This is a genomic window from Shimazuella soli, from assembly GCF_022511585.1.
Classification (GTDB): Bacteria; Bacillota; Bacilli; order Thermoactinomycetales; family Thermoactinomycetaceae; genus Shimazuella; species Shimazuella soli.
Genome location: NZ_JAKWBN010000011.1, coordinates 48,226 through 73,239, shown reverse-complemented (window position 1 = coordinate 73,239; position 25,014 = coordinate 48,226). Strand labels below are relative to the sequence as shown.

The following is a 25,014-nucleotide window of genomic DNA, read 5'->3' as shown; positions in this document are numbered from 1 at the left end:
AAGGATTCTTTCCCTTCTAAATAGGCAAGAACTGCCTTAAGTTTTAGCTCTAATGAATATTTGCTCATAGAAAAACTGCACCTCCAACTGTTAGGTGTGTCTAACAATTGGGGTGCAGTTCATAAAACTGGTCTGTTTTCTTAAATCTTATTGTCCACCATTTTTATTTTTTCCACCATTGCCACCAAAAATCTGTCCACCATCATTTGTGGAGTTCGTCCCGTTATCTGTGGTACCATTTGTATCTTGGCCGCCGTTGTTCAATGGGTTGCCATTAGCATTGTTTTGGCCGCTATTATCAGTTCCATTACTTTTTCCATTGTTGTCTTGTGGGGTACAACCTGCTGGTTGCCCATTTTGATCACAAGGCTGTTGTGAATTATCTTGTTGATTCGCTTTTACTTTCACTTGCAGTGTTCCAGATGATTTCTGGGCTGCTGCTTGATCTGTGGCCTGTGTATCGGTCGCAATTACTTTATAGTAATACGATTTTTCACTGTTGCCACCGCCAAATATTCCGCCAAACCCACCACCTGGTTGTTGCACACTTGTATCGGTAAAGGAGTTACCACTTACATTAGTTTGAAGATCCGTAAAGTTCACTCCATCTTCCGAACGCTGGATAGTATAGACGACCCTACTATCTTGTTTTTGCCAACTTAGCTGAATACTGTTGTTATCTGCATTATAACTTCCCGATAGGTTTGGTGCTTGTAATTGGAATGGTGGTACTGGATCTTTTACACCTTCCGGTTTCTGGAAGTCTTTTGCTGGTGTATTCTCCAGTGTGTGTTTCATAATGTAATTGAACACTTTAGCTGGCATCGAACCACCAGTAATCTGTGCATTTCCTTTTACACCATCTACTACATCGTTAAACACATTGACAGCCAGCACGAGATCAGGAGTATAACCGACAAACCATCCTGCATCTTCTTTACTGATTGTACCCGTTTTACCAGCTACCTGCCTTCCCAATTTAATTGCACTATGCGCCGTACCATGTGGGTTTTCCACAACATCACGCATCATATTGGTCATATACCATGCAGTCGTTGGAGACAATACTTTTGATGGATTTCCTTTTGCATCAATTTCTTGCCCATCTTTAGGCGGCACTTCTTTACCATTTTTATCCACAATCCTGATAATCGTATGAGCTGTTGCCATCTCACCGTTGTTAGGAAAGGTGGTATAAGCTTGTGCCATGCTGATGGAGTTCACACCATGAGTCAATCCACCGAGTGCTAGAGCAGCTGGTGCTTTATCAGCTTCTACTAAAGGCAGTTTAAATTTGTCTTTTGCATATGCATAAGCATTGTCCAATCCTACATCTTCCATCAACATTTTTACGGTAACGACGTTAATGGAATCATAAACAACTTCATCCATCGTAACATTTCCTGCGAAACCATTAGAGAAGTTTTTCGGACTCCAGTTTCCAACTTTATATGGCGCATCCATAAATGGAGTGTACTGATTAAATCCCTTTTCTTCTACAGCAGGTGAAAATACAGCAAGAGGTTTAATCGATGAACCCGGTTGAACTTTTTGACGAGCACGGTTCAGGCTTCCAGGTTTATAATTACGTCCTCCACCAATCGCTTTAATCAATCCGGTATGAGGATCGATCATAGTTACGCCTGAATCTACTTGACCGTCATAACTTTTCTTCCCTTTAAATAAGGAATCGGTTTTCATAGCTTCCTCGACTACTTGTTGGGCATGTGTATCAATTCCGGTAATAATCTTATAACCATTTGAATTTAAGTCTTCACTACTTAAATCATAACGATCTCCAATCTCTTTCAATACTTGGTTTGTATAAGCTTGGTATTTGCCTCGCTTACTGTATTTAGCTAGATACTCTTCATTGGTTCCTAAAGGCATCTTCTGCAACTTAACTTTTTCCGCTTCCGTAATAAGTGGTGGAAGTTCATTGTTCTCTGCCATCTTCATTAGTACCACATTTCTGCGTTCGATTGCCTTTTGCACACCTTTTGGACCGCGATATGGGTTATAGGTAGAAGGTGCTTTTGGAAGTCCAGCTAAAAAAGCGATCTCTTGAGGCTCTAACTTTTGCTTTTTCAAATCTTTCCCAAAATAAATCTTTGCTGCCATCTCAATTCCTGCTACTTGGTTTCCAAAATCAATATAATTGAGATACGTTTCTAAAATTTGATCTTTGCTATATTTATGCTCAATATTGAGTGCCGCTGCAATTTCTTTTAACTTCCGAGTATAGGTTTTTTCTCTGTCTTTCAATAGAACGTTACGAGCAACCTGCATGGTGATGGTACCACCACCTTCACCTTTGCCTCCTGCGAGTATGTTTTTAAATACTGCACGACCTAGTCCGTACCAGTCCACACCAGAGTGCTGATAAAAACGCTGATCCTCTACCTTGACAAATGCTTTTGGAAGATCTGGATTGTATCTTTCTAAATCTTTCATGGAAATATACTCCCGATACACGCTTCCAATACGGCCAATTTGCTTTCCATTGTTATCAAAAACACTCGTCGAAAAATCTAGTTTATTTAATTCATTAATATTATAAACACTTGCCGACATCATTACTGCTGAACAGCCGCCAATTATCAATAGAAGCGTTGTAAGACCGACCAAAATAAACCATTTTTTGTTAAAAAACCGACTATATTTCCCTTTCTTCCCATTCTTCCCGGACATTTGGCTGACTCGGGAACCTAATCTTTCTGTTCTCGTTCTTGGCTGAAATGATTGTTGGTTATTACGTCGTTGATTATTGCGGCGTTGAAAATCATCCATCCAACTTACCTCCTATAAAACTTCTCCCAAACAACTCGTTCTCGTATTTTATTTGGAAATATCCTAATTTCCATTTCAATTCATATTAAATTATAAAATTGCAACCAAAACTTATGCCCATTTTGGCATGATAACATTATAACGCAAAGATAAATTTTTGGGACGTTTCTGCACAAAAAATATTACAGTAATGTTACGATAATTCGCTAAGATTGGTCGTTTTCCCTCTAATGGATAATATTAGCTCTCTAGTGTTCTTGTCAATGAAAGAAGGCTTCCTTATATAACCAATAACATACATATAGCATTGCGAGCGAGAAAATCCACGATTTAAATCATGGGAGGAAAGCGCGCGTTGGATGAAGGGAAGAATTTTTCTTTCACCAGTCCAATCTTCGAAAAAAGTAAGTTTACAAACAAGCATTCGTATGGTAATATATGTATTGTCGCAGCAGACGAAAACCAAGTTGTTTGCGGCAAAGAAGAATTCCACATTCGTAACCGTGGGGCACACGGGGTTAGCTTGGTAATGAAATAGTCATGAGGCTATCGTCCCAAGAATCCAACGGCTTTAGCCGTGTGGAGATGTCAAATGTTTGTCCTCACAAAAAAAGAGCCAAATAATATTGGCTCATCTTACTAGTTAAATATTTGAATCCATTTTAAAACATCTATAACCCAATCTGGTATATAAGGATTTTGCAACCACTGAACTGCATCTCCAAAAAAGTAGGCAACAATGCCAATCCCTGCAATTGACAATACAAGGAAAATTACAATCACGATAACCAGGCATCCTACGATAGCACCGATCAATGTCATTCCTCCTTAGGAAACTCGTAATTGTTTATGGTATACTACAGTTTTAAGTGAGTGGTGATAAAATCGGTCCAAAACCAGATAAATAAACATTGCCCAAAGCCACTTATAAAACCTGTGATCATCCGAAGGGTGTTGTTACTTTCTCTCCATTTTAACAATTGTGTATATCCATCAATAAACATAGGTAACTGAAAAAGGATACCAAGAATTAAAAAGTATATATTTTTATGAATGAAAGCGAAGATAGGCAATAAAATATAGGAAGCATAAATCGCGGTACATCTCGCACATAGCGGGAATTGCTTACCTTTAAAGAAAAGAGAACGATCTGCTCGACGATGACAAGGAATTTTATAAAGCAGTTGTGTAAAATTCATCTATCAATCACATCCACAGTCACTGCAAAAATCGCAAGTGTCGCAAGTATTTTCAACAGCTTCTCCTGCTTTGCTGTGCTTATGTTTATGCTTTTTACGGCGACGATCACGCCAAAACGAAATAAAAACAGGGACAATACCAGACACTGCTAATGTGGGAATGCCAGCTAAAATATATCCTCCCGTTACAAGCTGAAGACCACTTAAGGCAAAAATAAAAAAGCTAATAATAGTAAGAATAAACAAAATTTTATTCCCCCTTCATTTAAAACGAATTTCAAAAGGGCCTTCACATATATTAATCACAGCCACAATCACAGTCACCAAGATCAAAACAACTCAAATCTCCAATGTTGTCGAGACATTCACAACTATCACAGATACTACAGCCATCATCTCCACTTTCCTCGCCGCCGCTATGCTTTTTATAGCGTCGACTACTCCAAAAAGAAGAAAGAAGAGGTACTACTCCAGACACTGCTAAAACCGGAACTCCAGCAATCACATATCCGCCTGCAACTAGCTGTATGCCGCTTATCGCAAAGATAAAAAAACTAATAATAGCTAAAAAAAACAAATTATCCCTCCTTTTATTTATATCATATAAATTTTAATTATTCCATGAAATCATTATACTATATTTCCAAATAAAAAATAAAAAAACATCCTTGATTCGGATGTTTTCGCTAATATACAACACCGGTTCGTTTATGTGTTTTCTCTAATTTTTTCTTAGGAATGTCAAAAAAACTCTTATCATAATGCTTGATAAATCCTTTATTTGGATCAATATAACCGGATCCCCAAGTAGGATCCATTACCAACCAATCTCCATTTATCTTAGCTTCTACCCAAGCATGATTTTGATTATTGGCAATACCTTCTATAAATCGCGAAGGAATATCCAACGATCGAAGCAAAGATAAGGTTAAAAATACATAGTCTTGACAAACACCTCTTTTTAGTTTTAACGATTTTAACGCACCATCATCCCAAGCAAAACTGTTTTCCTCAAATTTGCCCACATCATAATTCATCGTCTTAGCTACGTATCGGTAAATCAACTTTGCCCGTTCATAATCAGAATTTGCAGCCCTCGTAATTTTTTTGGCAAGCTGCTTAATTTTTGGATTATCTGGTTCAATTCCTCTGCTCGGTAATAAATCGCGTTTATCTTCTTCGGCAAAACTAGATACTTGGAATTTTGCCACCATAAAAAACCGAAAATAATCTCTCTGTTGTTTTGTGATCTCTGGTACATAAACGATCACATCGTAATCACCAGCACCAAATCGCAAAGGTATTTTACTGTCAAAAGAAAAATGTTTAATAGGTACAAAGTATGTTGCCAAAAGGCCATCTTTTTTGGTTTGAATGATGAGATGAGTTGTCTCCTTTGCTTGTTCTGCATGAGAATCAAGGTACCCTTTTACTCGATAAGAATATTCTCCTTGGCCACCTCCAACAATTGGTGTAGTAAGATGAATACCTCGTTGTTCATACATTACAGAATACTGGATAGGAGAATGACTATCCCTCGTTCGATTATAAACATAAAATTTAGCTCCAGAGAGAAAGTAATCCGTTCTGTTTTCATCAGGTAACAATATTTCAATCTGATGAATGCCTTCCCCATACAACAAAGGGACTGTTTCTTGAAAAGTAGCCTGCTTGGAAATAGTGATTACTCTCTGCCACTTCTTGTTCCCTTTCAGCACTTGTAGCAACACCTGTTTTTTAGCTAAACTCTCATCCACTTTTCCACGCAAAAAAATAGAATCTTTACTGGATTGATAACCTTTTGTTGGGTTAGATATTGTAAGTCCTGTTTCTTTTGCCAGCAAAGTATAGGTTACATCTGCTTGTATATCAGGATTTTGATTGGTTACATCAAATTCTGAGAAAAGATAATAAGAACGAGTTTTTTCACTTCCAGGGGCAAAAATTTTCACATGGTAATCGCCAACACCAGCAAATAATTGGATTGACTCTGTAAATTTCCCATGTTTTAGATCTGTGTAATATTCAAAGGTCTTTGAAAGTGGACCTTTCCCGTCCTCATAACTGACTTGAATCCACATATATTTCCCAGTCAGTCGTTGATATTGCTTGACAAAACCCTCTACTTCTACATTGGTATCCACACTAGAATCATTGAATTTGGGTGATAGTATTTGACCACCTAATTGTTTTCCAAATGATGTGAGGGTAATGGGACTTTTTTCTAAATCTGTGTAAAATTGTTGTTCTATCGTGCTCAGATCCGTTAACCTATTACTACAGCCTACTAATGTAAGCAGGGAGAGAACCAAAAGGACGATACGTTTCACCTTGTCTATCCTACCTTTCTAGACCACAGCCATTCACCAGTTTACCCCATTCCATATCTATATGCCTAAACCCTTTTTCTAAATAAAACTTGCCGGTGTGCCTAGCCTTCCAAGACGCAGACAGAGGCATATACTTTCTTTTCTACTAAACAAAAAAAAGAGAATTGCCGGCTATCGCCTTCAACTCTCTTCATACAAAACACCAAAGATCAAAATGGAGAAAAACAATCATCTTCATCAGTATACATGGAATAGAGGACAATTGTAAATGAATGATTGAACAATGCTTACATTACGCTAAAATCCTAACAATTGTTTCATAAAGAAATGTTAGCTAAGAAAGCTTTCTCATCTAAAATCGTAACCCCTAAGTCTTGTGCCTTAGTCAGTTTGGAGCCTGCCTTCTCACCTGCAAGCAGATAATTTGTTTTTTTACTGACACTATTCGTCACTTGTGCCCCCAGCTGTTCCAGTCTTTCTGCTGCTTCTTGACGAGTCATGCTGTCAAGCGTCCCTGTAATCACAAACACTTTTCCAGCAAAAGGATGTTCTGTTGCATTCGTTCGCACCTTAGGACCAGTGTAGGACATATTGACATTTGCTTTTTTTAGCCTATTTAATAACTCTTTTACTTCAGGTTTAGCAAAATAAGTGACAATACTTTCAGCCATTTTCGGTCCTACTTCTTCCACAGCTAAAAGGTCATCTTCAGTAGCCTCTACAATCGCATCCATAGTTTCAAAATGTTGCGCGATCATTTTCGCTCCCTTAGAGCCAACAAAACGGATACCAAGGCCAAAGAGCAGACGTTCTAACGAATTTCTTTTGCTTTTTTCTATCGAAGCGAGAATATTTCCAACCGATTTGGCTCCCATCCTCGGCAGCGCCAGTAAATCATTTTCCTGTAGATAATAAAGATCCGCTATAGAGGAAACAAGTTTATGTTCAAACAGTTGAATGACTACTTTTTCTCCTAGACGTTCCATATTCATTGCACCACGAGAAACGAAGTGAATAATACCTTCTCTGATCTGGGCTGCACATGCTGGATTGATACAACGCAGGGCCACTTCTCCTTCTAATCTAACAAGTTCACTGTCACATTCTGGACAGTGTGTAGGCATGTGAAAAGCAGTTTCCTTCCCTGTGCGCTCAGATGTGATAACTTTCACAACTTCAGGAATGATGTCCCCTGCTTTTTTGACCACTACATGGTCTCCAAGTAATAAGCCCTTCTCCCGAATAATATCTTCATTGTGCAAAGATGCTCTTTTTACTGTTGTACCTGCTAGAACTACAGGATGTAAAATAGCAGTCGGTGTGATAACACCCGTACGTCCAACACGCAGCTCTATATCTTCTAAAATAGAAACAGCCTCTTCAGCAGGAAATTTGTAGGCAATTGCCCAGCGCGGGCTTTTTGCAGTGAAACCGAGTTCCTTGCGCAGAGCATACTCATCTACTTTGATCACAATCCCATCGATCTCATATCCTAAGTTGCTTCGCTCCAGCTGCCAATGCTCAATATAACCCCAAACTTCATCGATATTTTGAGCAACTTTCCACTCTGGATTTACTTTTAATCCAAGTTTCCTGATTGACTGCAATGTTTCTTGATGTGTCGCAAATGTTTCTACGGATTCTCCATCCATTCCATAAAAAAATAAATCAAGAGCACGTTCTGCCGCTAGTTTGGGGTCTAATTGCCGAAGGGAGCCAGCTGCTGCATTTCTTGGATTGGCAAAAAGCGGTTCACCCTTTTCCGCACGCTGGTTATTGATTCGTTCAAATTCTTTTTTTGGTAAATATGCTTCTCCACGCACTTCTAATGTGAGAGGCTCTGCCAATTTTAAAGGAAGTGAACGAATGGTTTTAACATTTTGAGTGATGTTCTCTCCTATTTGTCCATCGCCTCTTGTTGCACCCAGCTTATATATGCCATCTTCAAACCGAACAGAGACAGCTAAACCATCTATTTTCAACTCACATACATACGTAATCTGATCTAATCCTGTCGCCTTTTTGATACGCTTATCAAACTCAATTAGATCTTCCTGATTAAAAGCATTGCCAAGCGACAGCATCTGCGTTGTGTGTTCTACTTTTTCAAAAAAAGGAAGTGGCTCTGCTCCCACCCGTTGTGTTGGTGAATCTGCTGTTTGTAACTCTGGAAACTCTGCTTCCAATTGAATCAATTCCCGCATCAACTGATCATACTGGGCATCTGAGATGATCGGATCATCCAGCACATAGTACCGTCTATTATGCTCTAATAGTTGTTGATGCAATGATTCTACCCGTTCTTTGGCATCAGCAAAATCCATAAAACAATCCTCCCTACACTTTTTCAATCGGAGCAAATTGAGCGAGTAATTTTTTCACGCCAATCGGAGCTGGGAATGCAATATTTAACTCCTCGCCATCTACCTTGACAACTGTTCCTAATCCCCATTTTTTGTGATTTACTTGATCGCCTACTGCCCAAGTTCCTATAGGTCGTGGAGTTGGACGATTTATTACTCTTTTTTGTACTTTTGGATTTGTCTTTCCTACTTCTTGTAATAGATCAGGAGAGATTTCCGATAAAAATCGAGAAGCGGTATTCATACTTGTAAACCCATACAAGGTACGAGTTCTAGCTCTAGAAAGGTATAACATTTCTTCAGCGCGAGTAACTGCAACATAAGCAAGTCTTCGTTCTTCTTCCATTTCCACTTCATCTTCTAACGAACGGCTGTGTGGAAAAATATTCTCTTCCATTCCGACAATAAATACATGCGGAAACTCTAATCCTTTTGCACTATGGACTGTCATTAATGATACGCTGTCCGTCTCTACAGGTTCATTGTCTACTTCTGCCACTAGTGCGAGCTCCGTGAGCAATGCGAGAATACTCTTATCTTCATTTCTATTTTCAAACTCTTTTGCTACGGAGAGAAACTCATCGATATTTTCCAATCTTGCTTGTGCTTCGATTGTCTTATCTTTTTTATACTCTTCTCGATACTGCGAGCGAGATAAAATTTCTTCTGTCATCTCCACGGCCGATATATAATCAGCCATACCATGAAATGCTTGAATCATCTGCACAAATCCAGTGAGTGAATCTTTCACCCTTTTGGATAGATTGATATAGTCTACTTCCAGTATGGCCGAAAAAAGAGAAACACCTTCACTTGCGGCATATGCTCGAATCTTTTCCATCGTAGTAGCACCGATACCACGCCTTGGTACATTAATAATTCTTTCTAAACTGATATCATCATGCGGATTTACTACCACACGGAGATAAGCCAAAATATCTTTAATCTCTTTTCGATCATAAAACTTAATCCCACCAACTACTTGATAGGGAACATTCGCTTTTAGTAAAAATTCTTCTAGTACACGCGATTGGGCGTTGGTTCGATACAATATCGCAAAATCTTGGTAGGATTTATTTTCTTTGCACAGTCTGGCAATCGTATCTACGATAAAATAAGCTTCTTCTTGCTCATTTTCAGCAATAAATAGGGAAATTTTTTCTCCTTCTGATTTATCTGTCCACAAATTTTTAGGTCTGCGTTCGGTATTATTAGCAATAATTTGGTTGGCCACTTCTAAAATATGTTTCGTAGAACGATAGTTTTGTTCTAACTTGATTATTTTTGCATCAGGATAATCTTGTTCAAAGCGGAGGATATTTTGGATATCCGCACCTCGAAAACGATAGATAGATTGATCCGAGTCTCCAACCACGCAAATATTTTTGTGGCCTTCTGCTAGTAGTTTCATCAGCATATACTGGGCATGGTTTGTATCTTGGTATTCATCGACATGAATATATTGGAATTTCTTTTGATAATAGTCCAAAACCTCTGGAACTTGCTGAAATAATCGAACAGTCACCATTAATAAATCATCAAAATCAAGGGATTCATTTGTTCGCAGCTTTTGCTGATATCGTTCATATACTTGTGCAGCGATTTGCTCCATAAAACTAGAAGCAGTTGCTCGAAAAGTATCTGCATCGATCAATTGGTTTTTCGCTTGGCTGATCTGGAAGAGTAAATTGCGGGGTTCAAATTTCTTTGGGTCCATATTCTCTTCTTTTAAAATCTGTTTGATCACCGATAACTGATCAGAGGTATCAAGGATAGTGAAGCTATTTGCATATCCAATCCGGTCAATATCCCTCCGTAAAATACGTACGCACATCGAGTGGAAAGTGGATACCCATATATCTTGAGCAACGGAACCGATCAGATTAGCGATCCTCTCCTTCATCTCTTTTGCTGCTTTATTGGTGAAGGTTATCGCCAATATGTTCCACGGATGAATTCGCTTTTCCCCCAATAAATACGCTACACGATGAGTGAGTACCCTTGTTTTTCCACTTCCTGCCCCCGCAATGATTTGCAGTGGACCATCTGTTGTGAGTACAGCTTGTCTCTGTGCATCGTTTAAACCTTCTAAAGAAATCGTCGTCGATTGCACCTATCTTTCTCCTCTCTTTTTTGTCGATTTTACCCATTTCACTGTATGTATTGCTTGTATTAAATCTTCATAGATGAGGTTTCCAACTACTACCATATCTGCCCATGTTGCCATCTCTTCAGCCTGTTCTTGGCTTCTAATACCACCCCCGTAGCATAGACGGGTGTGATGCAAAACAGCAGATACTTCTTGGACAATATCTACTCGACCATACGTTCCGCTATATTCTACATAAAAAATGGGAATTTGCAACCATTCTGCCATCTGGGCATAAGCGATTACATCCGCAATTTGTAAATTTGTATTCGCATTTGTCCTTTTTGCCACTTTTGCATCTGGATTTAACACGACATAGGCTTCTAGCAGGACTTTATCCCAAGGAACAAAAGGACCAAATGCTTTTATAGTCTGATGATGCATCCCCAAAATCCATTTTGCTTCGTCTGTATTTAACACAGAGGGAGTAAAATACCCTTGAAAACCAGGTACAAATGAAGTTGGAGTGGATATCTCCTGAAAACAAGGGATTGCATAATTTTGCAGATGGCAGAGGAGATCAGCTGTGTTTTGAAAAGTAACTCCATCTGTCCCTCCGACTAAAATCGCATCCGTACCCGATGTCGCAAGCATCTGTATCGCTTTTTCTGATATCGGTTTAGCAGGGTCTAATTTAAATACATGTCGAAGTGCTCTTACTCGCTCTCGTAACATCTCAAAAACCTCCGCTATCATTATACACTCTTACACAAACAAAAAAGCGACTAAAATGATGTGCACCCCTCCAAGTTAGACTCAAAAATCTAACTTGGAGGGGTGCATTTCTTATGGCGAAATATGACGCGGCATTCAAAATAAAAATGGTCAAGAAATATTTAAAAGGACAAGATGGATACAGGCTTCTTGCAAAAAATATGGAATTTCCAGTAAGCAACAGATTAAGAAATGGGTCAATCAATCGTCAAACTCCGAGAATTCGTTGTCTATTTTTTGGAAAACTTCGGTCATCCATGATTTCAATCCTTTTACAAAATCTACCGGATTCTCAGGAAAACCTAACTCTTGGCAGTATGCTGGGATTAGGGGTCACATTCTCCCCAAGGATTTCCATAATAGCCCTTCCTGCGGATACACACGAATGAAAACCGCGTTATGATATCCATTTTTCATGGATTATAAAAAATAATAGCACAGATTCGTTTGTATCCTTTATAAATACATACCAATTATTTTTTTGTTCAAAGTAGAACCAGCAAACGGTTACTGAGAACAACGGAACTATATAATGGAAAACGAACCGATTTCTATTTTTAATCGGTTCGTTTCTTTACACTGTGAAGGAAGAAATCACTCCGTTATATCGCAAAGATATATGCCATGAGTATGATTCTGATCCATTCAGTATTAGTCTTCAATTGCCTGATAGACTGTGGTCCAGAAATCGTGAATAAGCCGCGCTGAATCTGGGGTGGACATCCCGACCTGGGTGAGCAGAAATCCGATGAGCTGGTTATGCGGGTCGGCGTAGGTCGAGGTTCCGCATTTCCGTGATATTTTCCAAATATTTCCTCTTTTTTTGCATTTCACTCATATTTTTAGTACTCAGTATCACATGTATTTTGTATTACATATATTAAGTATTGCTGACTACTATTATATAGTAATACAGAATAGATTTACTTGTCAAGAATAAAACTTTTCATAATAAAAGACCATGATTACGAGCTTTAAAGGTGTTCTTACAATTCTTACTATCTGTATAGCCGTTTTTGGAGTTATCTCGGACTACTTCCTATTACACTACATGAAAAAGACAGGTGGCTTCCCATTTTGAAACGTGTAATACATTTTGCATCCAGGAACCATCTATTATAGCAGCGAACAACCATTCATTCGGATTAAGGCTGGCATTATCAACATACAAAGTGGGTTTAAGCGCTCAAAAAAGAAATAAGATTTTTCAAAGTATGTCATCAAAAGGAATTTGTTTAGATAATTCTCCAGTGGAAAACTTCTTTGTTTTGTTAAAACAAGAGATTTATTATGGCGTAAAATACGAGACGTATGAGGAACTAAAAACAGCAATTGAAAATTATATCCACTACTAGCAACTACAAACGAATAAAGCAAAAACTGGCTGGAATGAGCCCTGTTCAATACAGGATCCATTTCAACCAGCATGTGGCTTAATTCTTAGTCCAACTTTTGGGGTTCAGTACAAAAAAGTCGCCTTTTGTTTTTATGCCTTTCCTTCTATGCGATCTAATGCCAAATGGTAGCCATCCATACCATAGGCAAGACATCTCTTTACTCTAGAAATAGTCGCAGTGCTTGCCCCTGTCTCTTTCTCGATTTGTGTATATGTACTTCCATTTCGCAACATCTTTGCTACTTCTAATCGCTGAGATAGTGATTTCACTTCCCCAACGGTACACAAATCTTCAAAAAATAAATAACATTCCTCCATCGACTTCAAATTTAAGATAGCTTGGAACAATTGCTCCACTTCTCTTCTGCTCAATTTATCAAGCTGCATATGGGTCCTCCGCTTCCGTTCAACATGTTTGCTTGCATTTTATCGTGGAATGCAAATAAAACCTTTCCACAAATATTATCAGATTTTTGAATTTATCGCACGGATACAAAAAATGCCTTTACAAAAACAATACATAGTAATTCGCTTGGAATTATTTATTTCCTTAATATAATATCACTTTTAGAAAGACAGCGCCCCTCTCTCCTTCGCATTGACTGCTTAAGAGAAAGGGGCGGTCCGCTGTCACACGTATTTATTTTATTCGAGCGGGACAGCGGCAAAGTACTCGTATCGCCACAAATCTTCGACTCCTCTACCTTCTCGAAGAGCCGGAAAAATGTGATCCATTGATCGTACCTGAGTTTTATGTGTGTGCATCACATCGTAGATGGTACCCCTGTACTTCTCTACAGATACACGGTACCTTGCGGTGAGATCATCATGCACGACATTGACTACACCGCAGTGGTCTTTGATCACACGCTGAAACAGCTGTGTCTTTCCTGAATACTGATGAATCGCCTCAGTGGTACATTGGCTGACTGCCATATGATCCATATGGTATGTCAGACCAGATGGGGGGAAAGTAACCACCTTATTAGGGCGTTCCTGCTCCAGAACCTCAAGAATATCTTTCTGAAGAAGTTCCTTCTGGGAATCTAGCTTTCCATCCCCAAAATTACGGACAATTACCTTACTCACTCCCAGAAGATTCGCTGCGCGACTCAATTCGTGAGAGCGTACTTCCGCCAGCTTATCAGGAGAAATCCATTCGCCACCAGCTTTTAGAAGTCCTGAAATACCACCCTCTCCTAGGGTAGCGTAGTAAAGTACTACCCGTTCACCAAGCGATACGAGATGAGCGATGGTTCCTGGACCAACTGCAATCTCATCATCTGGATGAGCGAGTATGACTAGTGTGGTAGACACCATTATCCTCTCTATTCACGGTTCTTACCTCTCATAAATAATACTTTATTCTGATTTAAAAGTAAATAAATACGATTCGAATAGTCGGATTTAAAGTAAAGTTATACACTCTGTTTAATATCGATCTGCATCGGTCTATCAATCTTTCATAAAGTAAGTTACAATAAACCATGATTAGATAAGGAGGGTATTTAAATGGCAGTTAAAGGAAAAATCACACTCGAAGGTGGAAAAGAACTCGAATTAGAATTCTTTCCAGAAGCAGCACCAAATACAGTAGCAAACTTTAAAAAACTTGCAGATGAAGGATTTTATGATGGACTTATTTTCCACCGAGTCATCCCAGGTTTTGTAAGCCAAGGAGGCTGCCCTCAGGGAACCGGATATGGCGGAGCTGACTATACCATCAAATGCGAAACTGAAGGAAATCCTCATCAACATGTACCTGGAGCACTATCGATGGCACATGCAGGAAAAGATACCGGCTCCTCTCAATTTTTTATCGTTCATGAAAATCAACCCCACTTAGATGGTGTACATACGGTTTTTGGTAAAGTAACTTCCGGCTTGGAACATGTGCTCAGCATGAAACAAGGAGAAAAAATGAAAGAAGTGCAAGTTTGGGAAGAGAAGTAACATACATGAAGTAAAAAAGAGGCTTCCTAAAAAAGCCTCTTTTTTACTTCATGTAAAGTACCGCAGAAAATGGAGGTTATTATAATATTTACATATGGACTTATCTTTGTTATTCTCATCTGTGTTTTTGCTTTGATTTCAACCTTCCAACTCGGAAGAACTCAAGACAAACAACATAATCAACGCTATGACCAAAGTAGAAAAAACACACTGATTTTACTTAGTGTTATCTACCTGATCGCAATCATACTTGGTGTCGTCTGTGTCTACTACTTCATACTTGTAAAGTAAATAAACCGACCACTTCTATGTGGCTTGTATGTGGGAACATATCAACAGGCTGTACTTCTTGCAGGTGATACCCATGCTCACTCAAATATTTGGCATCTCGGGCAAAAGTAGCAGGATTACAAGAAACATAAACAATCCGCTCTGGCCTAATTTTCGATGCTGCCTCCAAAAAGGCCTCTTCACAACCTTTTCGAGGAGGATCGACGACTATTACATCTGTATACCACCCTTCTTCTTGCCACTTGGGAAGGATTTCTTCTGCTTTGCCTAATTCAAAGTGAGCATTTTTTATTTTATTAAGGGCTGCATTTTGCTTTGCATCTTCGATCGCAGCAGGGACAATTTCCATTCCATACACTCTTCTAGCTTTATCCGCTAAATACAAAGATATAGACCCAATACCACAATAAGCATCAATCACAATTTCTCTTCCAGACAGATTTGCATATGTTTTTGCTTGCTCATATAATACTTCTGTCTGTGTAGGATTGACTTGAAAAAACGAATGGGGTGAAATCGCAAAACGAATTTTGCCAATAGTATCATGGATAACAGGCATTCCCCACAGCAGCTTATTTTCTTTGCCCAAAATGACATTCGTGCGAGCAGTGTTGATGTTTTGCTGGATGGAAGTAATAACTGGAAAAGAGCGTCTTAATTCTGTGACCAACGTTTCCTTGTGAGGCAGCTTCACCCCATTTGTCACAAGTACTACCATCAATTCATCCGTATGAACCCCTTGACGAAGAAGAACATGCCGAAGAATCCCTGTATGTGTGGTTTCATCATAGATTGGAATGCGTAATGTCTCTACTATCGTTTTTATTTTTTTGGTTAACTCTGTATGTAATTCATTTTGGATAAAGCAAGTTTCCATATCGACCACTTGATGGGTACCGAGTTGATAGAAACCAGCTATCACTTTTCCATCTTTCGTTGACAAGGGAATCTGCACTTTGTTGCGATAGCTCCATGGGTTTTCCATTCCTTTGACAGGATGAATCGTTACATCCTGTAACAGACCTATTCGCTCTAATTGATCGACTACTTGCTGATGTTTTAACTTTAATTCTTCTGTATAGGATATATGCTGCAACTGACAACCACCACAACTGTCAAAATGAGGACAGATCGGTTCGATACGCTCAGGATGAGCAGTAAGTACCTCTAACAGTTCCCCTTCTGCAAATGTCTTTTTCACTTTCGTAATCCGGATTCTAACCTGTTCTCCTGGCAGTGCTCCACCCACAAACACGGCAAAACCTTCATATCTGCCTACACCTGTTCCACTGTGTCCAAATCCATGAACCTTACATTCAATTATTTGTCCTTTTTGTACAGGCGGCTTTTGTTTCATCATCTTTACTCCTAAACGGATAAATTTTCTTGTGCTACTGCTTCAATCCATTTTGAAACATTAGGATGCGGTAAATACGCTTTACCGTCATACTTATAAGATAATCCTTCTACACGAGCTGGTATTTTCTTTCTCGTAAAGTACCCTTCGCTCAAAAATAAAGGTAAAAGAACAACTGCATTCTCTTTGCTTTCCTCTTCAAGTCTCGCTCGCAATGTGTCCGGAAGCGTAAAAGCATACGATATAGATTTAGCACCAACCTTATCTTGCAATTGACTAGCAATTTTATCTGCTACTTTTCCCCATTCCGCTTGAAACCAAGGTAAATCACTTCCATGGCCTACTAAAAGGATTATTTCATTGGAGATGTCTGTTGACAATGCATGAACACGTTCCGCAAGTACATCTAAAATAAGAGGATGATCATTCATTGGAGCTAATAATCGGATACATGCCCGATGCTGAATCGGTTTTTCATCCATCGGTATACGAGGATTTTGCTCTAATCCCAAAAGATAGCGAATTTCTTCAATATGAGTGCTCCCAGAAGAGACAAATAGCGGGATAGCTACTATTTCTGTTACTCCTAATTGTTCAAGTTGATGTATTCCATCTTCGATTGTTCGATTTTCTACCATTTCCAAAAAGCTCGCGACAACAGGAACATCGAGCTGAACTAGATTTATACATGCATCAACTTGTTCGACCCAATTCCTGCTGCTTGAGCCATGCGAGATAACAAGGACACCTTGTTTCTTCATTCTTCATTGTCCTCCCGTTGATCGATTTTCATCTGTTGATAAGACAACCAAGTATTGATAGCAAAAAAGATATGTAAAATCCCCATCCCGATATAAACCATTCCTAACATGCTAATAGAAAATAATCCTGTTCCAATGAATACAAGACATAACAATAGATATGCTTTATGTGAAAAAGGCTGTCCTCTTCTCTCCATCAAACGAAACAACGGCTGTAGGGACAGAATAAAAAATAGGATAGCAATCAGCGGATTGGCAAATAAAAAACAACAACCAATTAGAGTAAATAAAAAGTATGCCAATGAACCTCTTCTCCCCAGTCTCCCCATATGGGGCAAAATACCTACATGAACAACATCTCTCCACTTATAAGAAAGATTCTTTTATAAGAAATATTATAATAAACATTTCCCCAGAAAAAAACTCGCCCCATCTGGGACGAGCTTATGGGGTCAAGCTCTTTGGATTGCTTTTATTGATTTACTTCTTGACGGATCAATTGGTTTACTAGTTGTGGGTTAGCTTTTCCTTTGGTAGCTTTCATCACTTGTCCAACCAAAAATCCGATTACTTTATCCCGACCGCTTTTTAACTCTTCTACGATTTTAGGATTTGCATCCAATACTTCGACAACAGCTGCTTTGATCGCACCTTCATCACTAATCTGTACCCAGCCTTTTTCTTCCACGATTGCTGCTGGTTTTTTCCCAGTAACTAATACTTCTTTCAGCACATCTTTTGCTATCTTACTACTGATCGTCCCTTTTTGAATCAAAGTAATCATCTCAGCCAGATGTGCGGAAGTAAGTAGCGTATCTTTTAATTCCAATCCTTGATTATTGAGAAAACCAAGCACCTCTGACAGCAACCAGTTGGCAGCTAGCTTTGGATCTGCTCCTTTTGCTACAGTATCTTCAAAGAAATCTGCTAAAGCACGAGTGGAAGTAAGAACTCCTGCATCATAAGCAGGCAGGCCAAACTCAGACTTGTATTTTGCTATTCGTTGATCTGGGAGCTCTGGAAGTTCCGCTTGAATCGCTTGTTTCCAAGCTTCATCAATATGTAAACTTACGAGATCAGGTTCTGGAAAATAACGATAATCATGAGCTTCTTCTTTGGAACGCATGATTTTGATCGTATTTTGTTCTTCTGACCAGCGCAATGTTTGTTGGACGACTTTTTCCCCATCATCTAAGACTTCTGCTTGGCGAACTTCTTCAAACTCCAAAGCTCGTTCCACATTGCGGAAGGAGTTTAAGTTTTTTAATTCGGTTTTGGTTCCAAATTTTTCTTCGCCAACTGGACGCAAGCTGATATTTGCATCACAGCGGAGGGAGCCTTCTTCCATTTTCACATCGGAAACACCTGTATATTGAATGATCGACTTAATTTTTTCCAAATAAGCCTTTGCTTCTTTGGGAGAACGCAAATCTGGTTCGGATACAATCTCGATCAAAGGAACACCAACACGGTTGAAATCGACTAGCGAATCGTCTCCATCGTGATTTAACTTCCCTGCATCCTCTTCTAGATGGAGGCGTGTAATGCCAATTCGTTTTGTTTCTCCATCTACTTCGATGTCAATCCATCCATGTTCCCCGATTGGTTTATCAAACTGCGAGATTTGATACGCTTTTGGTGAATCTGGGTAAAAGTAATTTTTCCGGTCAAACTTTGTATCTTCGGCAACTTGGCAGTTGAGAGCCATTGCGGCTTTCATCGCAAAGTTTACCGCTTGTTTATTGAGTACAGGAAGTACTCCCGGATGTCCCAAGCAGATGGGACAAGTTTGCGTATTTGCTGGTGCACCAAAAGAAGTGGAACAACCACAAAAGATTTTTGTATTGGTAGCAAGTTCTACGTGGACTTCTAACCCGATTACTGTTTCATATTTGCTCATGCTCTCACTCCTCCTAACGCAGGCAATTCAAGACGGCCGGCCGCTTGTTCATACGCATGAGCAACACGAAGGACAGTCTCTTCCGCAAAAGCTTTTCCGATGATTTGCAGCCCTACAGGCAGACCTTGTGCTAAACCAGCAGGCACACTGATGGCGGGCAGTCCTGCTAAGTTCATCGGAATGGTGCATAGGTCATCCATATACATGGTCAACGGATCAGAAATCTTTTCTCCAATACGATAAGCTGTAGTCGGTACAGTTGGTCCAACGATGACATCGTATTCTGCGAAAATGTTGTCAAAGTCTTGTTTGATCAAGGTACGAGCTTTTTGCGCTTTTAAGTAATAAGCATCATAGTAACCCGAACTGAGTGCATATGTACCTAACATAATGCGGCGTTTAACTTCTGCGCCAAATCCTTGGCTTCTCGTTTGCTCATAAATATCGAGCAAATTTTTTCCTTGGCGGACACCATAGCGAATCCCATCAAAACGGGCAAGGTTAGAAGATGCTTCTGCTGGTGCGAGTATGTAATAAGTGGCAACTGCATATTCCAAATTAGGAAGAGACACTTCGGAAATATGTGCACCTAATTCTTCGAGTTGTTTTACCGCTTTTTCCACTTGTTCTTTTACCCCTGGATCAATCCCTTCACCGAGCATCTCACGGGGAACAGCTACTTTTAATCCTTTGATATCACCCGTTAAAGCGGATAAATAATCGGGAACCTCTTTGTTGACAGAAGTAGAATCCAACTCATCATGACCGGAAATAGTTTGCAATACATAAGCTGCATCTTCTACTGTCTGAGTAATTGGTCCTATTTGATCCAAAGAAGATGCAAAAGCGACCAAACCAAAGCGTGATACACGGCCATAAGTAGGCTTTAAGCCAACAATCCCACAAAAAGCAGCAGGCTGGCGAATCGAACCACCTGTATCTGATCCGAGGGCAAATGTCACTGCACCAGAGGCAACCGCTGCGGCCGAACCTCCACTTGAGCCCCCAGGAACACGAGTGACATCCCATGGATTTTTCACCGGATGGAAGCCAGAATTTTCATTGGATGATCCCATTGCAAACTCATCCATATTGGTTTTCCCCACGATAATCGCATCAGAAGCGAGTAATTTCTCCACTGCTGTCGCATTGTAAATCGGTTGATAGTTGGCTAGCAATTGACTTGCACAAGTAGTAGTGATTCCTTCAGTACATAGGTTATCTTTTACTCCAGCAGGAATAGCTGCAAGTAAACCGCGTTCCAACGTGGTTGATAATTTTTGCTCTAACTTCTTTGCTGCTTCTCTCGCACCTTCTTCATTGATTGCAAGAAACGCACCAATTTCTGGTTGAACTTCTTTGATCTTTGTTAAAGATTCTTCTACTATTTCGGTTACTTTTCGTTCTTTTTTAGCTAATTGACGATGTATTTCACGTATGGACAAACTATTTCCTCCTATTCTTCAAACACCGCAGGAACGCGGAAAAGACCATCTTTTTGATCAGGTGCGTTCAGCAATACTTTTTCTCTATCCAGTGATGGTTTGACGATGTCTTCCCGCATCACATTCGTAACCGGATAAACGTGGCTGGTAGGCTCCACATTCTCCGTATCTAATTCATTTAATTTCTCCGCAAACTGGAGAATATCGTTTAATTGACTTGTAAACTGCACTTTTTCTTCTTCTGACAACGACAATCGAGCAAGTTTCGCCACATGCTCCACTTGCGCACGATTAATACTCATATCCGTTCACCCCAATATGTAAACATTGCCTCCAGTATAGCACAAGCATGAGTGAGATTTATAGTTTTGATAGCAGGTTATTTCACGTTGTTTTTCCAAAAAGGAAAATATCGTCAATTTCATTTTCCAAGCTTTTCCGATGAAATGGAAATTAGTAGATCAAGTCCCTAAACCTCTCTTGTTTTTGGAAAAGATAATGATAGAATATTTATTTTTATTTGATTTTTTATTACACTTATACTAAGTTGTTCATCCCTACAGGGGAGGTTCGGTCGTGAGTACAGGATACATCAAACACCTGATGTTTGTACTCGAACTGGTGCGAGATGCGGAAACCCCACAAGAGTCTCCAGTTGTACTCCCACCGGTTACCGTAGAGGCATTTCGTCTCTATCCGGCATGGAAGTTCCGTCATGGAACCCCAATCGATGTCATTGAGTTTGACATCTTCCGCCTGATCAAGACACACATCGATTTGGCGGGAAACAACAAAGATGACGAAGTATCGCTTCCGGTAAAGGTGGTTACTGCCCTTCGGGCGTACGATTACCTCAAGCTGACGGGAGATGGTCTTTCAGAAACACAGATCAAAGTTGGGTCCGCTTATCGTGAAGCAATGGATCTGCTCTTCAAGAAAGAACTACAACGAGCAACGGAGAGAATGAAAGAATGACTGCAACCCCAAGTGGTATACGACAGGGATGCAACACACCCGGACACTCAGCAGTGTCCGGGTGCGCGCATTTACCCCTAACTTGAAGCCAATACATCTTTCTCCTCTAATCGATATACCTGTCCATGCTCTGTCAGCACAATACGATCTTTTTCATCCCCTGCCGCTTTTAACAACCTCTCCAGCGGCTCCTCTACAGGTTCTTGTGATAACACAAAGGTATTCCAATGAATCGGGATCAACCACTTCGCTCCTGTATCCAAAAACATTTGCCAAGCTTGCTCTGGTGTACAGTGATGACGTTGAAATGCATCAGGAGAATATGCACCAATTGGCATAAAAGCGAGGTCGATTTCTCCTTTTTCCTTCAGCCAAGTGAAATCGGCTGTATAAGCTGTATCTCCTGGGAAGAAAATACGTGTATTGTTTCGTTCCATTAGATAACCTGTATAGCCATAGCCTGTGTTCCAAGGAAATCGATTTCCCCAGTGTCTCACTGGTACAGCTTGGATCTTAACATCTTCATCTATGGTTAAAGAATCTTTTCCACCGAGTTCCAAAACTTCAGCAAAGGGCAATCGTTTTAACAAGCCAGCAGTTCCTGTTGCTGTGATAACTTTCGTTTTTTTATTCGCTATTTTTCTTAGGGTCGGAATATCAAAATGATCCATATGACCATGGGACAATAAAATCAAATCAACTACTCCAATATCTTCTAAACGAAGTGCAGGCGGGATATGCCTTTCCATACCGATTTGATAAAATCCGAGCGAAACTCCGACTCTTTTTCCAAACACGGGGTCTGTCAAAATACGATAACCATACAAATTGATCAAAATCGTAGAGTGACCTACCCAGCCAACGGTTACTTCGTCATCCTTCCAAGTGAAAGGGTCTAAATATTGTTTGGGTTCTTTTGCTGTCACGTTTGCACGAAACCACCACTGCATAAACAGAAAAAAAGCACCAGCCAAAATAAGCAACCCGACAATAAATAGGAGTACCCATCCTACTATTTCCATCTTCAAATTCATACTCCTTTTTGCAAGAAATGCTAACTTATTCTAAAATAGCATAGGAAAGTGAATAAATATATCATAAATTATTCAAAATTAAAATAACTCAGCTTCATTTTTAGAAGGGAGATTTCTATGATACGCCTTTTTGCTACTGATCTTGACGATACCTTATTGAACGCCGAAAAACAAATTGACCAACATAATCTGGATGCATTAGAAAAACTTCAACAATCTGGTGTTCATGTCGCTGTCGCCTCTGGACGCAATGAAGTAGAGATTGAACAAGTTGTCCACAACCTGCCAGGTGACTTCCATCGCGTCTGTCAAAATGGTGCCTTTATTTATTTGAACTCAGAAGAAAAGATTTATGAAGGATACTTCGAAACAGAACTAGCTAAAAAAATCTACCAAGTTGGTAAAGATGCTGGTATGTATTGCTTTATCGGTACTGCCCGTACAATGTATATCCCAGAAAAAAATCACTTTATCGAAAGAAAATCGAAGCAAGTTGCCATTAACTTAGAGTATGACCCAAGTATCGAAAATCGAATCGGTACAGATGTCATCCCAAGTAAATTTTGTTATCTAGGGGACGGCCCAGAGCTACAGCAATTAAAGCAATTACTCCTCAAAACTTTCCCTGGACAAATTGATGTCTTTGTCTCTGCTCCTCACTGCCTTGATGTCATGCCGCTGGGAGTAAACAAAGGTAATGGTCTGCGGCATCTTGCGGATCATCTCGGTTTTGATCTTTCAGAAGTCGCTTGTATCGGAGACTCTGAAAATGATATCCCTATGTTTCGAGTCGTCCCTCACAGCTTCGTGATGAGTGTCGCAAAACCTTCCGTACAAAAAGAAGCAAGAAGGCAAGTTTCTTCTGTATCCGAAGCAGTAGAGTGGGTCATCACTTATAATGAAAACCTTGCTCTGCAGCAGAAGTAATCCAAGGAACCAAATAAGAAGGAGATTGGTATATTTTATTGTACGAACCAATCTTTTTTTTATGTAAAGATTACAAAACACGACCCATCGGCCGTGTTTTGCTGTGTTTTTGTGTTGATTATATACAAATGGTGGAATTATATTCATCCATTGTTGTTCAGAAAGAAAGGAGAAAGAATGGGCACAAAAACAAATAAAAATACCATTTCCTACTTGCTGTTAATATTTACGATGATCTTTTGGGGAAGTGCCTTTACAGGGGCAAAATTAGTTGTCGGACAAGTCCCGCCGGAAGTAGGGGCTTTTTTGCGGTTTGGATTTGGGGCGGTCTTTATGTTTCTCCTCTTGCTAAGTCGGAAAACTGGCAGAAAAGATGCAGCATCCATTGGGAAAAAATATTGGATTCCCATTATCCTTTTGGGAATAACAGGTGTTGCCCTCTATAATTTGTGCTTTTTCTGGGGAGTTCAGTATTCGTTTGCTTCTGATGGAAGCAGTATTGTGCCAACGATAAGTCCAGTAGTAACGACAATCTTAGCGATCTTCTTTCTAAAAAACAAACTGACAAAATTCCAAATCATAGGTCTGATAATCTGTTTAATCGGAGCTGCCATCTATTTTATCGGAATGAATCATCACGGGAATGACGCTTCCCATCGCCTGCTCGGAAATCTATTTTTCCTTACCTGTGCATTGTGCTGGGGAACCTATACCATATTAGGGAATAAAGTGTTAACAACACTAAAACCATTGCCTGTTACTGCCTATGCAACGCTGATAGGAGCGATCATACTAGGACTGCTTTCCCTCCCTAAAATGGTCAATATCGCATGGGGTCAACTAGGGATAGATTTTTGGCTGCTGCAAATATATTTAGGTTTCTTTTGTACTGCTTTAGCGAACTGGTTTTATTCGCTAGGAGTAAAACATATCGGAGCATCCAAAGCTTCTACGTTTATGTACTTTGTTCCGATAAATGGTCTTTGGATATCGATGGTTTTCCTTCAGGAATCACTAACTACCTTGCAGTTTATTGCTATACCAACCATGTTAATCGGGGTTTGGTTTGTGAATAAGAAAACTGCTAAACAAAATATTTTACCAAAGCAAACGATAAAAATAGAAACAACTTCTATAAAATAGCTTCCAATAAAAACTGCGCCCCCCAGGTGATATTCCGGACCACCTGAGGGGCTTTTGTTGTTGTCAAGTTACTTGTTTAGCTCCTGACGGACTTGGCCAGCTCCGGAGACCAGGCGACGAACGCCGCCCACGCGGGAACCGAGGCCTCCTGGGAGTACTCCCACTTGGAGTCCTTGAACCAGACTGATGCCCCGTCCGGTGCTTGGCTTCCACGCAGCTGTTGGCCCCGCCGCTGTAACTGGACTTTGCCTATTTATTGGTCAAAGCCATCTTACCTCCATGCCGCT

23 protein-coding genes and 2 pseudogenes are annotated in these 25,014 nt (G+C 39.8%); 6 read left to right on the top strand and 19 right to left on the bottom strand.

Annotated features, from left to right (window positions below; all coding sequences use genetic code 11):
* Positions 1 to 147 precede the first annotated feature (147 nt).
* A complete protein-coding gene (locus MK805_RS16655) occupies positions 148 to 2,790 on the bottom strand; it encodes a transglycosylase domain-containing protein (protein ID WP_240877045.1) in 2,643 nt (880 codons plus the stop codon).
* A gap of 337 nt (positions 2,791 to 3,127) precedes the next feature.
* On the opposite strand from MK805_RS16655, the gene MK805_RS16650 reads away from it, so the two are divergent.
* Positions 3,128 to 3,328 (top strand): hypothetical protein, encoded by a 201-nt coding sequence (locus tag MK805_RS16650; protein ID WP_240877044.1) that lies wholly within the window; start codon positions 3,128 to 3,130, stop codon positions 3,326 to 3,328.
* A 101-nt stretch (positions 3,329 to 3,429) separates the two neighbouring features.
* On the opposite strand, the gene MK805_RS16645 is transcribed toward MK805_RS16650, so the two are convergent.
* From MK805_RS16645 to MK805_RS16605, 9 genes and pseudogenes are all read right to left on the bottom strand, one after another.
* Positions 3,430 to 3,606: a hypothetical protein gene (locus MK805_RS16645; protein WP_240877043.1), complete on the bottom strand. Its 177-nt coding sequence runs from the start codon at positions 3,604 to 3,606 to the stop codon at positions 3,430 to 3,432.
* Between the two features lie 41 nt (positions 3,607 to 3,647).
* Positions 3,648 to 3,989, bottom strand: coding sequence for a DUF2085 domain-containing protein (locus MK805_RS16640; protein WP_240877042.1), 342 nt, complete (start codon positions 3,987 to 3,989; stop codon positions 3,648 to 3,650).
* Between the two features lie 3 nt (positions 3,990 to 3,992).
* Entirely contained in the window at positions 3,993 to 4,235 is a 243-nt protein-coding gene (locus MK805_RS16635) for a hypothetical protein (protein ID WP_240877041.1), read from the bottom strand.
* Positions 4,236 to 4,287: 52 nt separating this feature from the next.
* Positions 4,288 to 4,566, bottom strand: a complete 279-nt coding sequence (locus MK805_RS16630) for a hypothetical protein (RefSeq protein WP_240877040.1) — start codon at positions 4,564 to 4,566, stop codon at positions 4,288 to 4,290.
* A 109-nt stretch (positions 4,567 to 4,675) separates the two neighbouring features.
* A complete protein-coding gene (locus MK805_RS18075; protein ID WP_240877039.1) occupies positions 4,676 to 6,319 on the bottom strand; it encodes a transglutaminase domain-containing protein in 1,644 nt (547 codons plus the stop codon).
* Positions 6,320 to 6,636: 317 nt separating this feature from the next.
* Complete coding sequence (gene ligA, locus MK805_RS16620; RefSeq protein ID WP_240877038.1) at positions 6,637 to 8,643, bottom strand: NAD-dependent DNA ligase LigA; 2,007 nt, start codon at positions 8,641 to 8,643, stop codon at positions 6,637 to 6,639.
* Positions 8,644 to 8,656: 13 nt separating this feature from the next.
* The gene (gene pcrA, locus MK805_RS16615; protein ID WP_240877037.1) at positions 8,657 to 10,795 is read right to left on the bottom strand and encodes a DNA helicase PcrA; all 2,139 of its coding nucleotides are present in this window, start codon (positions 10,793 to 10,795) and stop codon (positions 8,657 to 8,659) included.
* The gene (gene pcrB / locus MK805_RS16610) at positions 10,796 to 11,506 is read right to left on the bottom strand and encodes a heptaprenylglyceryl phosphate synthase (RefSeq protein WP_240877036.1); all 711 of its coding nucleotides are present in this window, start codon (positions 11,504 to 11,506) and stop codon (positions 10,796 to 10,798) included.
* A gap of 690 nt (positions 11,507 to 12,196) precedes the next feature.
* Positions 12,197 to 12,331 (bottom strand): annotated as a pseudogene (locus MK805_RS16605) (serine hydrolase); the annotation flags it as partial.
* A 339-nt stretch (positions 12,332 to 12,670) separates the two neighbouring features.
* Here MK805_RS16605 and MK805_RS16600 point away from each other — a divergent pair.
* Positions 12,671 to 12,982 (top strand): annotated as a pseudogene (locus MK805_RS16600) (transposase); the annotation flags it as partial.
* A 49-nt stretch (positions 12,983 to 13,031) separates the two neighbouring features.
* Here the strand turns inward: MK805_RS16600 and MK805_RS16595 are convergent.
* Together MK805_RS16595 and MK805_RS16590 are read right to left on the bottom strand one after the other, a co-directional pair.
* The gene (locus MK805_RS16595) at positions 13,032 to 13,328 is read right to left on the bottom strand and encodes a YerC/YecD family TrpR-related protein (protein WP_240877035.1); all 297 of its coding nucleotides are present in this window, start codon (positions 13,326 to 13,328) and stop codon (positions 13,032 to 13,034) included.
* A gap of 258 nt (positions 13,329 to 13,586) precedes the next feature.
* Complete coding sequence (locus MK805_RS16590) at positions 13,587 to 14,261, bottom strand: PIG-L deacetylase family protein (RefSeq protein ID WP_240877034.1); 675 nt, start codon at positions 14,259 to 14,261, stop codon at positions 13,587 to 13,589.
* Between the two features lie 192 nt (positions 14,262 to 14,453).
* Here MK805_RS16590 and MK805_RS16585 point away from each other — a divergent pair, with 192 nt between their 5' ends.
* Entirely contained in the window at positions 14,454 to 14,894 is a 441-nt protein-coding gene (locus MK805_RS16585; RefSeq protein WP_240877033.1) for a peptidylprolyl isomerase, read from the top strand.
* Positions 14,895 to 15,168: 274 nt separating this feature from the next.
* Here MK805_RS16585 and rlmD read toward each other — a convergent pair whose 3' ends face one another.
* The 6 genes from rlmD to gatC form a co-directional block, all read right to left on the bottom strand.
* On the bottom strand, positions 15,169 to 16,545 hold the full coding sequence (gene rlmD / locus MK805_RS16580; RefSeq protein WP_240877032.1) for a 23S rRNA (uracil(1939)-C(5))-methyltransferase RlmD: 1,377 nt from the start codon (positions 16,543 to 16,545) through the stop codon (positions 15,169 to 15,171).
* An 8-nt stretch (positions 16,546 to 16,553) separates the two neighbouring features.
* Positions 16,554 to 17,303: a sirohydrochlorin chelatase gene (locus MK805_RS16575; RefSeq protein WP_240877031.1), complete on the bottom strand. Its 750-nt coding sequence runs from the start codon at positions 17,301 to 17,303 to the stop codon at positions 16,554 to 16,556.
* The gene (locus MK805_RS16570) at positions 17,300 to 17,605 is read right to left on the bottom strand and encodes a 6TM ABC transporter family protein (protein WP_240877030.1); all 306 of its coding nucleotides are present in this window, start codon (positions 17,603 to 17,605) and stop codon (positions 17,300 to 17,302) included. The genes MK805_RS16575 and MK805_RS16570 overlap by 4 nt, the downstream gene beginning before the upstream one ends.
* Positions 17,606 to 17,775: 170 nt before the next feature.
* Positions 17,776 to 19,203 carry an Asp-tRNA(Asn)/Glu-tRNA(Gln) amidotransferase subunit GatB gene (gatB, locus tag MK805_RS16565; protein ID WP_240877029.1) on the bottom strand — a complete coding sequence of 476 codons (1,428 nt, stop codon included), beginning with the start codon at positions 19,201 to 19,203 and terminating at the stop codon, positions 17,776 to 17,778.
* Complete coding sequence (gene gatA / locus MK805_RS16560) at positions 19,200 to 20,648, bottom strand: Asp-tRNA(Asn)/Glu-tRNA(Gln) amidotransferase subunit GatA (RefSeq protein WP_240877028.1); 1,449 nt, start codon at positions 20,646 to 20,648, stop codon at positions 19,200 to 19,202. The genes gatB and gatA overlap by 4 nt, the downstream gene beginning before the upstream one ends.
* Before the next feature lie 11 nt (positions 20,649 to 20,659).
* A complete protein-coding gene (gene gatC, locus MK805_RS16555; protein ID WP_240877027.1) occupies positions 20,660 to 20,950 on the bottom strand; it encodes an Asp-tRNA(Asn)/Glu-tRNA(Gln) amidotransferase subunit GatC in 291 nt (96 codons plus the stop codon).
* A 274-nt stretch (positions 20,951 to 21,224) separates the two neighbouring features.
* On the opposite strand from gatC, the gene MK805_RS16550 reads away from it, so the two are divergent.
* Entirely contained in the window at positions 21,225 to 21,623 is a 399-nt protein-coding gene (locus tag MK805_RS16550; protein ID WP_240877026.1) for a hypothetical protein, read from the top strand.
* 77 nt (positions 21,624 to 21,700) lie between these two features.
* On the opposite strand, the gene MK805_RS16545 is transcribed toward MK805_RS16550, so the two are convergent.
* A complete protein-coding gene (locus MK805_RS16545; RefSeq protein WP_240877047.1) occupies positions 21,701 to 22,645 on the bottom strand; it encodes an MBL fold metallo-hydrolase in 945 nt (314 codons plus the stop codon).
* Between the two features lie 129 nt (positions 22,646 to 22,774).
* Here MK805_RS16545 and MK805_RS16540 point away from each other — a divergent pair, with 129 nt between their 5' ends.
* Both MK805_RS16540 and MK805_RS16535 read left to right on the top strand, forming a co-directional pair.
* The gene (locus MK805_RS16540) at positions 22,775 to 23,584 is read left to right on the top strand and encodes an HAD family hydrolase (RefSeq protein ID WP_240877025.1); all 810 of its coding nucleotides are present in this window, start codon (positions 22,775 to 22,777) and stop codon (positions 23,582 to 23,584) included.
* A gap of 177 nt (positions 23,585 to 23,761) precedes the next feature.
* Positions 23,762 to 24,727, top strand: a complete 966-nt coding sequence (locus MK805_RS16535) for a DMT family transporter (protein ID WP_240877024.1) — start codon at positions 23,762 to 23,764, stop codon at positions 24,725 to 24,727.
* Positions 24,728 to 25,014: the final 287 nt, after the last annotated feature.